The organism is Bacteroides sp. NSJ-39 (genome assembly GCF_014287315.1).
GTDB lineage: Bacteria > Bacteroidota > Bacteroidia > Bacteroidales > Bacteroidaceae > Bacteroides > Bacteroides finegoldii.
Genome location: NZ_JACOOB010000022.1, coordinates 20,252 through 30,194, shown reverse-complemented (window position 1 = coordinate 30,194; position 9,943 = coordinate 20,252). Strand labels below are relative to the sequence as shown.

At 33.1% G+C, this 9,943-nt stretch carries 9 protein-coding genes and 1 pseudogene; all 10 read left to right on the top strand.

The annotated features are described in order from the left end of the window. Positions 1 to 108 (top strand): annotated as a pseudogene (locus H8S63_RS20420) (DDE transposase); the annotation flags it as partial. Positions 109 to 395: 287 nt separating this feature from the next. After that, on the top strand, positions 396 to 1,709 hold the full coding sequence (locus H8S63_RS17655) for a UDP-glucose/GDP-mannose dehydrogenase family protein (protein ID WP_186927523.1): 1,314 nt from the start codon (positions 396 to 398) through the stop codon (positions 1,707 to 1,709). A 119-nt stretch (positions 1,710 to 1,828) separates the two neighbouring features. Continuing rightward, positions 1,829 to 2,791: an acyltransferase family protein gene (locus tag H8S63_RS17650; protein WP_186927522.1), complete on the top strand. Its 963-nt coding sequence runs from the start codon at positions 1,829 to 1,831 to the stop codon at positions 2,789 to 2,791. A gap of 54 nt (positions 2,792 to 2,845) precedes the next feature. Next, positions 2,846 to 3,871, top strand: a complete 1,026-nt coding sequence (locus H8S63_RS17645; protein ID WP_186927521.1) for an acyltransferase family protein — start codon at positions 2,846 to 2,848, stop codon at positions 3,869 to 3,871. A gap of 4 nt (positions 3,872 to 3,875) precedes the next feature. Next, positions 3,876 to 5,417 (top strand): lipopolysaccharide biosynthesis protein, encoded by a 1,542-nt coding sequence (locus H8S63_RS17640; RefSeq protein WP_186927520.1) that lies wholly within the window; start codon positions 3,876 to 3,878, stop codon positions 5,415 to 5,417. Then, positions 5,414 to 6,250 carry a glycosyltransferase family 2 protein gene (locus H8S63_RS17635; RefSeq protein WP_186927519.1) on the top strand — a complete coding sequence of 279 codons (837 nt, stop codon included), beginning with the start codon at positions 5,414 to 5,416 and terminating at the stop codon, positions 6,248 to 6,250. Before H8S63_RS17640 ends, H8S63_RS17635 begins: the two co-directional genes overlap by 4 nt. A 70-nt stretch (positions 6,251 to 6,320) precedes the next feature. After that, positions 6,321 to 7,445 carry a DUF563 domain-containing protein gene (locus H8S63_RS17630; RefSeq protein WP_186927518.1) on the top strand — a complete coding sequence of 375 codons (1,125 nt, stop codon included), beginning with the start codon at positions 6,321 to 6,323 and terminating at the stop codon, positions 7,443 to 7,445. Between the two features lie 35 nt (positions 7,446 to 7,480). Beyond that, the gene (locus tag H8S63_RS17625) at positions 7,481 to 8,443 is read left to right on the top strand and encodes a glycosyltransferase family 2 protein (RefSeq protein WP_186927517.1); all 963 of its coding nucleotides are present in this window, start codon (positions 7,481 to 7,483) and stop codon (positions 8,441 to 8,443) included. After that, positions 8,433 to 9,452, top strand: coding sequence for a glycosyltransferase family 8 protein (locus H8S63_RS17620; RefSeq protein ID WP_186927516.1), 1,020 nt, complete (start codon positions 8,433 to 8,435; stop codon positions 9,450 to 9,452). The genes H8S63_RS17625 and H8S63_RS17620 overlap by 11 nt, the downstream gene beginning before the upstream one ends. 100 nt (positions 9,453 to 9,552) lie before the next feature. Further along, positions 9,553 to 9,942, top strand: a complete 390-nt coding sequence (locus H8S63_RS20415; protein ID WP_186927515.1) for a GtrA family protein — start codon at positions 9,553 to 9,555, stop codon at positions 9,940 to 9,942. Position 9,943 lies beyond the last annotated feature (1 nt).

Genomic DNA, 9,943 nt, shown 5'->3' with positions numbered 1-9,943 from the left:
GAATCTTTCAATGCTAAAATTAAACTATTCAGAGCAAACCTAAGAGGCGTAGCTGACAAGAGGTTCTTCCTTTTCCGCATCGCTAAACTATATGCGTATCCCCACTAAATTTCTACTGAGCCCTTGTACTTGATGAACTGGATGTTGAAACGATGCGGAAAAAGTGTCCTCGTTTCGACAAATGGATAGAAAAATTAATCGGGATTATTCAGTCAGTTGCAAATGCCAACTGACATCACGTGTATGGAAAACACAAAGCAAAGGAAGAATAAGCTTTAAAATTTTAATTATACATCAATCTATTTTTATATAGGTGAATACTTCCAAGTATTTACCCTATGAGATATGCTCTTAATTCTGCATAAAATTAGCAGGAATTTTATCAATAACAATATATGAATATAGCAATTGTAGGCACAGGCTATGTTGGCTTGGTGTCCGGTACTTGTTTTGCAGAAATGGGTGCCAAAGTTACTTGTGTTGATGTAGATACCGATAAAATCAGCAAGTTGAAAGCCGGTGAAATGCCTATCTATGAACCGGGGTTGGAAGAATTGGTAAAACGTAACGTTGGCTATGGGCGTCTTCACTTCACAACAGATTTGACCGAAGTCTTGGATGATGTAGAAGTTGTTTTTTCCGCAGTAGGAACTCCTCCTGACGAAGATGGTAGCGCCGACCTGAAGTATGTGCTTGCCGTAGCTCGCCAGTTTGGACAAAATATCAAAAAGTACACCATTTTGGTCACTAAATCTACTGTACCTGTGGGTACTGCTCAAAAAGTGAAGGCTGTCATTCAAGAGGAGTTGGACAAGCGTGGGGTAGATGTACCCTTCGATGTAGCCAGTAACCCCGAATTCTTGAAAGAGGGTGCCGCTATCAAAGATTTTATGAGTCCTGACCGGGTGGTGGTTGGCGTTGAGAGTAAGAAAGCCGAAGAGGTGATGAGCAAGCTTTATCAACCTTTCTTGCTCCAGAATTTCCGTGTGATCTTTATGGATATTCCTTCTGCCGAAATGACTAAGTATGCTGCCAATGCTATGCTGGCCACCCGTATCAGTTTTATGAACGATATTGCCAATTTGTGCGAACGGGTAGGGGCTAACGTGGATCACGTGTGCAAAGGTATTGGAGCTGATGTGCGTATCGGGCAGAAATTCCTTTATGCCGGTTGTGGATATGGTGGTAGCTGCTTTCCGAAAGATGTGAAAGCTTTGATGCATACAGGTATCGACAACGGTTATCACATGGAGGTGATTGAAGCGGTGGAACGTGTCAACGACCGTCAGAAGAGTATTGTTTATGATAAACTTATCCGTTTGATGGGTGATGTAAAAGGTAAAACTATCGCTATGTTAGGTTTAGCTTTTAAACCTGATACTGATGATATGCGTGAAGCTCCAGCTCTAGTAGTCATTGATAAGTTGCTGAAGGATGGTGCTATCGTGAAAGTGTTTGATCCCATCGCTATGCCTGAATGTAAACGTCGTATCGGCAATGTTGTGACTTATACTGAAAACCTCTATGACTGTGCCGATGGTGCTGATGCGTTGCTGCTGATGACTGAATGGCGACAATTCCGCCTGCCTACTTGGAACGTGATTCAGAAGGTGATGACTGATAAGTATATCGTAGATGGACGTAATATCTGGAATCGTGTGGAGCTGGAAGAAATGGGATTTAGTTACACGAGGATAGGAGAGAAGTAGAATAGAATCTATTTATGATATTTATGTAATACCCAACTAGTGTGACAAATTATTCTAATTATTTCCGGTGAGTATGAGAAGTATTATGAGAATATTTATAGCAATAGGTAATTTGAATAATGAAAGAAAGATTGATTTGGATTGACTGGATGAAAGTAATAGGAATATTTCTAATAGTTTTAGGACATACTTTTCCTACAGGGAATCAATATATATATTCATTTTCTGTTCCAGTCTTTTTTCTTATCTCAGGTTTTCTGAATAGTGAAAATGGCGGTATTAAAAAGATATTAGTGAATCTTGTTATTCCTATGCTAATAATTTGTGTAATTAATATACTACCAATGAGTGCTTTATGGATACGTGGTTCTGAATTTTCAATAGATAAAGTGTTTGGGTATTTATTTAATTGTATAATAGGTGAACAAGGTGAGTTAGAACCCAACAAAGGATTAGGTGCTTGTTGGTTTATCTATTCTTTAGCGATAATGAAAACCGTACACATATATATAAAGAATAGAGAACTTCTACTTATACTTGCATGTGTCATAGCTGTTGTACTTTCCTTATACAAATTAACATTTCATTCTTCTTGGATTAATGCAACTGTTTGTTATCCTTTCTTCTATATTGGAAGTATATTAAAGAAAACGAACTTTGTGGCTAAGCCAAACTTTAGTAGAAGATTTCGTTGTGTTTTATTTGTTTTTTCGCTATTTGCATTAGTGTCCTTAACAAATTATAATGGTACTCCTTGGTGTTATAAAAATGGATATGGGAATAATTTTATCTTATTTATTTTAAGTGGGCTTGCAGGTTGTTATGTCTTATTTGATCTATCGAGAATGTTGGGCGCTATTTTTTCTCCTAAAATACTTATGACTTTTAGTAACGGTACAATAGTGATACTCGGGTTTCATTTTTGGATTATTATATTTGCTAATATCGTTATTCAACATGTAGGAGCGGTATTTGATGATTTTGGGAAATACGTATTATCCTCAATAATATTTTTGATGTTTTACCCTATTATATTGTTCGTAAAAAGATATATTCCCGTATTGCTTGGAAGTAGATCGTGAGATGATAACTTCTAATTTTTTCTTATTTATAATATGTGTCATTTAATTAGTGAAATGAAAAACAATCAAAGGATTGTTTGGTTAGATGCAATTAAAGGCTGTGGCATAATACTTGTTATGATTAGCCATGTTACCCCTTTGGAAAATTGGGGAACTTATCTGTTTTCTTCATTTATGCCATTATTTTTTATTTGTTCTGGCTTTGTCGCAAAAGATGAATCTATCCCTGTTGTTTTAAATAAGAAATTGAAAAGTTTACTTATTCCATATTGGTTTTATGGCATTATCGCTACGATTTTTTTCTCTATAGTTAAAACTGGAAATAGTTATCAGGGAGGAAGTGTGCATGAATGGTGGGGGCTTGTTTATTCACGTTATTGTTTCTATTGTTATGGGCATGAATATAATCTATATTTTATGCCCATAGAATCGACATCTCCCCTTTGTTTTTTAACAGCTCTATTTTTAGGCTCTATTTTATCTGTTATTCTTTTAAGGAAAAAAGTTGTAAGTTTTTGGGGAACTTTATTTTTTTATATTATATTCACATTGGCATTATCGGAGTTACCAATATTGCTCCCTTGGAGTTTAGATGTGGCCTTTCTTATAGCGATATTTATGCTTATAGGTCACTTGTTAAGGTATTTTGCTTTTACTGAATTTATAAAGCGTAATAACATTCTGATAATATTACTGGTCGTTGCATATATAATTCTAACAAGAATTAATGGCTATAGTAATTTGTCTGTTAGAGAGTATGGTAAATATGGAATTTATAGTATTACATTATTCTTCATTAATGGCGTTTTATTCTTTTTTCTTATGGCATGGGTATTTATAAGCATGAATGGTAAACTAGTATCAATTTTTGCTTTAGTAGGGAAACATTCTTTGAGGTTAATGTGCATACATATACCAATTCTATTTTGTATCAATAAATTTTCTGTTAAAATTCTTAAATACGAAGAGAAGGGGATAACTATAATCTGTTTGATTGTCATAAGTTTAATTATATCAATATTGTTGGATAGACTATTTAACAGGTTTAGAAACAAATTTCCGTATCTAAAATATCTGTAGTGATATGAATGAATCTCGAATAGAGAAAAGCATAATTAATGCGAAAGTAAATTTTACATTTTACTTTATTATGCTTATAATGTCTTTTTTTTCTAGAAGAATATTTCTTAATACACTTGGGGATGAGTTTATGGGACTCACAGGGACACTGAGTAATATTCTAGGGATGTTGAGTTTAGCAGAATTGGGAATCGGAACATCAATGAACTTCCATTTGTATAAACCAATCAGAGAAAATGATTACATAAAGATTAATGAATTTATTTCTTTATTTGGTTGGTTTTATAGGATAGTTGGTACATTTATACTTTTAGCAGCAATTGTTGTTAGTCTGTTCTTTCCAATGATTTTTGGGAGAACTGAGAGCTCTCTTGGACTAATTTATTTTGTTTTCTTTAGTTTCCTGTGCTCATCTTTGATAGGGTATTTCATCAACTATAGACAATTGTTATTAGCAGCAGATCAACGTGGATATGTGGTGTCTATTTACTTGCAAACAGCTTCAATTGTAAAAGTGATAATTCAGATAATTCTCTGTGTTTATTTTTTGAATTATTATGTTTGGGCTATTATAGAATTTTCATTTGCTGTCATCGCATGTATATTTTTGAATTATAAAATAGATAAGACATATCCATGGTTGAAGTCAATGCCATCGAAAGGAAAAGTACTTTATAAAAAGTATCCAAATATAATAAGCAGTGTAAGGCAAATATTTGTTCATAGAATGAAAGATTTTTTTCTTAATCAAAGTGACCAGATTTTGATATTTGCTTTCGTCTCTCTAAATTATGTCGCATATTATGGAAATTATTCTATAATAGCAACAAAGTTCTCATCACTATTTAGTTCTGTTATGGGGAGCGTAGAAGCTGGTATCGGAAATATGGTGGCAGAGAATAATAAAGAGAAAAATTTGAGAGTTTTTTGGGAACTTATGTCTACGAGATATTTGGGTGCGGGTATTATCAGTGTTACGCTCTTTTATATAATACCTCCATTCATAGAACTGTGGCTAGGTGAAAAGTATCTGTTATCTACGTTTGTACTTTTCCTTATTTGTGTTAATATGTTCATAGGAATGACGCGGACAGTTATTGATTCTTTTAATCATTGTTTTGGTCAATATGCTGATATTTGGGCTGCTTGGACAGAAGGTGGAATAAACATAATTGTAACGATTATTATCGCATCTAATTATGGAATTATGGGAATTCTTTTAGGGAAAATAATAAGTTTATCTTTAATTGTTGTTATTTGGAAGCCTTTATATCTGTTTAAAGATGGTTTTCATGAAAGCTACAGGATATACTGGCGGAATACATCTGTATATTATTTGCTGTTGGGTATTAGCATTTCGATAACGAACTTCTTGGAGTCTTTATTTCCCGCATTGCCAGCTTCTTCATGGTTGAATTTTATATATTATTGCATTTATGTGGTGAGTATATTATCTATAACCTATTCCATTTTGATGTATTTTTTTTCAAAAGGACTTAAGGGTTTTGTATTTAAATTGATAAATCATTATAAACATAATCAATGAAACTTTCGATAATAACGATAAATTTTAATAATAGAGACGGTCTTCAACGAACGATAAATAGTGTTTTGTCTCAATCATTTAAGGATTTTGAATGGATTGTGATAGATGGAGGCTCTACTGATGGTAGTAGGAATCTGTTAGAGATATATAAAAAATATTTTTCTTATTGGTGTAGCGAACCAGATAAGGGCGTTTACAATGCACAAAATAAGGGAATATCTGTGGCAAAAGGTGAGTATATGAGTTTCATGAATTCAGGAGATGAATTTTATGATAAAGATACCTTAAAGAATGTGTTTATGAATGAGCCAAAAGCAGATATTTTGTATGGAGATTGGGTACATAGGTATTCAAATAGTGAGAAGATACAGTATGCTCCACACGAGATGTCTCTTATTTATATTTTCACTGATAATATTTGTCATCAAGCAATGTTTATACGTTCGTCATTACTTAGGCAAAAGGGGTATGATGAAAATATGAAGATATTTAGTGATTGGAAACGTTGGAGAGAAGCTGTTTTAGCTAGGAATACTTTTCAATATGTTCCTCATGTAATATGTAAATTCGATGCCGGAGGGATTAGTGGAACACCGTCCCAACAGAATGCTTACGAACGGCAACTTTTATATGATGCTATTCCGAAAGAATTTAAATCAAGCGTAAATGAGCATGCAAAACTAAAAGAAAAGCTATATAGATATGATAACAATTCTTTTATGAAAGAAACATATAATCTTGTTTTTGAAAGACCTCTTTATTGTCATTTCATTCGTTTGAATCTACTTTTCTTGAAATATTTAAAAAAATGCGTTGATTTTCTTAGTCTTTGATATTTATTGTGATAACATGGAGACCGTAAAATATAACCTGTCATTCGTACATAAACGGTACAGAAAAGAAATGGAAGAAATCACATCTCAATCTTGTGAAGTTTTTCAATCGTTAAAATGTCCATCTTATGATAATGCATATATAGTCCCTTCTCAACCTGACAAGGGACAAATTGGTGGAGTATTTACAGAGAATAAAATTTTTGTGAGATCTAGTGCTTTACATGAGGGAAGTTCGGAATCGGTAGTTGGCGTGAATGACGATAATCTTTTTGAGTCAGAGGATATTGTTATTTATCTCGGTACGTTCCATTCTATATGGGGACATGCATTAACAGATAGTCTTAAAAAAGTATGGTTCTTAGAAACTGAAACGGGAAGGGAATTATTACGAAATGGAGCTAAATTAGTATATATATATTTAGAATATTCTGATTCATATACACGATATATGTTACATATGGCGGGAATTGATTTGGAAAATCTGTATGAAATAAAAAAAACTACAAGATTTAAGCGTATATATGTTCCCGATAATTCAATAATCTATAATCCACTTAATGAAGCGAGGTGTTTTACTAAGGAATATGCAATAGTCATAGAAAAAATGATAAAAGCATTTGAATTGCAGCATACATTTATAAGAAGTAATGGATTTGATAAAGTCTATTTTTCTAGAAGAAAGATATTCCAAAATGGTAGAGAATGGGGAGAAAATAATATTGAACGGGTTTTTTATAATTTAGGATATAAAACAATATATCCAGAAACATTATCAATAGATGAACAAATTAATATTTTAAGAAATTGTTCTCATTTTGCAACGACAGAAGGCTCTATTTCACATAGTGCTATTTTTTGTAAACCAGGTACAAACGTAATACTTGTGAGAAAATGCAATAGAATTAATTTTCATCAATTATTAATCAATGAAGTAGCGAAATTGAATATAACCTATATAGATGCGAATAAGTCTTATGTGCTTAATGAAGCAATGCCATTGAAAGGACCTTTTTATATGTGTATAACTAAAGAAATGAAAAACTTTTATGGTAGGTGTATATTTGCTTTCCCATATTGGATGCATTGGTCTTATGGGTGGTATTATTTGAATAAATTCAATTGGATAAGAAAATATATAGGTAATAGAATTATTACACATAAGATTGAAAATATATTTTGGTCATTAAGATAACTATTATATATAGTAAACAATAACTATTTAAAAAAATGAATAATAGTCTTATTTCCATTATCGTTCCCATTTACAAGGCGCAACAAACAATTCATCGCTGCATCGACAGCTTGTTAGCACAAACTTATCCAAATTTTGAATTGATATTGATTGACGATGGTAGCCCCGATCGGTGTGGGCTTATTTGTGATGAATACGCAGCTAAAGATGAACGCATTGTGGTAGTACATCAACAGAATCGAGGCGTAGCAACTGCACGTCAGCGCGGGATTGATTTGCTGCGTGGAGCATACTTCATTTATTGTGATCCGGATGATTGGGCTGAACCGGAAATGCTTGAACAGCTATGGAAGAAAGCACAAGAGGTAGAGGCGGACTTGGTGTGGTGTGACTTTTATTCGGATGACGAGAAAGGTACTCATTATGTTAGTCAGGATATTGGAAGTGAGATGAACGATGATTTTGTAGATGCCTTGGCTAATGCTAGAATTATGGGTGTTCTTTGGAATAAACTGATTAACAGAAGGTTATGTATAAATGCGGGAGGGGTAAAATTTGATGACAAACTGTTTTGCTGTGAAGATTTGCTTTTCGTGGTAACTCTGTTTATGAGAAATCCACAAGCAAAAATTGCTTATCACCAACGAGCCTATTATCACTATTGGCAGAATTCAAATTCAATATTACATTCGCTCAATGCGGAAAAATCCATTTATATTTACCAAACTATAGTTACGCGATTAGAAGAATTGCTTCCGCATACTCCGAAGGATGATTTTTATTTTTATAAACGAATTGTGATTGGGGGATTGTACCAACAGGGGCGATATGAAGAGATGCACCGATTATATAGAGAGGTTCATGCTCGCATCTTTCGAGAGATGTCATTTACGGCACGTTTCAGCCATTTTGGCTTTTGTTTATATGGATATCCACGACTGGGCAGACTTATAGAACGAATAAAAACGATATTAAAAAATATTATTCATGCAAGATAATACTATTCATATTTTGTGTTCCACTGATGACAACTTTGTACAGCATTGCGGAGTGATGCTTTATTCGTTATTTTTACATAACGAAAAAAATAAGATTGTAGTGCATGTTATTGAGAAGGGATTGTCATGTTCAAATAAGAATAGATTACACGAGATAGCAGCTGATTTTGGACAAATAATAGTCTATCATACGATAAATAACGATTTTGTTAATCGGTGTAAACTTTCTTCTTACACAGCTCTTCCTGTAACTGTTTATTTTCGACTTTTTATTTCTTCTATTCTAACAGATGTATTTGTGGAAAAAATTCTCTATCTCGATTGTGACGTCTTAGTGATGAGAGATCTTGCTCCCCTGTTTGATATAGATATGAATGATTACACGATTGCGGCTGTTAGAGATATAAATAATCCAATGTATGAGGAGCAATCATTCCAAATTTCATTTTCTTATCGTGACCGGTACTTTAATAGTGGCGTGATGTTGATAAATATGAAGAAATGGAGAGCTGATAATATAGAAAGTATTCTTATTAAGGAATGTATAAGAGATAGAAAAGTGTTTTTTCCAGATCAGGACCCCCTGAATAAAGTCTTTCGTGATAAATGGCTTGAATTACCGCCTATGTGGAACAGATTCAGTCTTGTGAATTATGATAAAGTATTCTTCAAAAAGAAAATAGATTTATTAAACTATATCTATAATCCTGCTATAATTCATTTTGCTAGTCCTACCGCACGCCCATGGATGGATTTAAAATTTGTTCCTTTTGGTAAAATTTATAATGAATATGTGAAGCATACTCCGTGGAAAGGATATAAAAGGCAGAAAGTGGAGAAACAATATCGTTATAAAAGTATCATAATGGTAACGTGGCGGAATTTTTTATATCGTAATCCTTTATTGATACGAATCTTTTTAACTTCTATATATGATGTTATGCTATTTTTCTACCATATAATTAAGCATCGTTCTTTGAGATACTATTCTCCATATAGAGTTGAATAGATGAACAAGCATGAAAAAATATCAATGTCACTTTTAAGGTTGCTATTTCACTTTTGGGGTACTCAAGTAATAACATATAGCTAAAGATGTTTTTATTATCATGTTGGATAAGTGTAATATACGAACACGAGAATTAATACGTTTTTGTGTTGTAGGTATTATATGTACGGCTATCGATGCTGGGATTTATTATGGGCTAAAACGATTAGTGGATTATCGTTTAGCTCTAATTTCTGCTTACTGTCTGAGTTTGATTGTAAACTATCTGCTTACGGTTTTTTGGACTTTCAAAACTAAACCAACGGTGGTAAATGCTTTAGGTATTGTGGTAGCTCATCTTTTTAATCTTTTTGTTATACGCATGGGAATGATGTATTTCTTTGTACATCATTTGAAGTTATCAGACAATGTAGCTTATTGGCCCGTGTTGATTATATCGGTAGTAATAAACTTTTTGATGATAAGATTCGTAGTAAATAAATTTAAATAAC

What these genes read in the sequence shown, in the direction of transcription:
- H8S63_RS17645 (WP_186927521.1), top strand. Translation starts at nt 2,846, where the DNA reads ATGAAAAACAATCAAAGGATTGTTTGGTTAGATGCAATTAAAGGCTGT.
- H8S63_RS17655 (WP_186927523.1), top strand. Translation starts at nt 396, where the DNA reads ATGAATATAGCAATTGTAGGCACAGGCTATGTTGGCTTGGTGTCCGGT.
- H8S63_RS17630 (WP_186927518.1), top strand. Translation starts at nt 6,321, where the DNA reads ATGGAAGAAATCACATCTCAATCTTGTGAAGTTTTTCAATCGTTAAAA.
- H8S63_RS17640 (WP_186927520.1), top strand. Translation starts at nt 3,876, where the DNA reads ATGAATGAATCTCGAATAGAGAAAAGCATAATTAATGCGAAAGTAAAT.
- H8S63_RS17635 (WP_186927519.1), top strand. Translation starts at nt 5,414, where the DNA reads ATGAAACTTTCGATAATAACGATAAATTTTAATAATAGAGACGGTCTT.
- H8S63_RS17620 (WP_186927516.1), top strand. Translation starts at nt 8,433, where the DNA reads ATGCAAGATAATACTATTCATATTTTGTGTTCCACTGATGACAACTTT.
- H8S63_RS20415 (WP_186927515.1), top strand. Translation starts at nt 9,553, where the DNA reads ATGTTGGATAAGTGTAATATACGAACACGAGAATTAATACGTTTTTGT.
- H8S63_RS17625 (WP_186927517.1), top strand. Translation starts at nt 7,481, where the DNA reads ATGAATAATAGTCTTATTTCCATTATCGTTCCCATTTACAAGGCGCAA.
- H8S63_RS17650 (WP_186927522.1), top strand. Translation starts at nt 1,829, where the DNA reads ATGAAAGAAAGATTGATTTGGATTGACTGGATGAAAGTAATAGGAATA.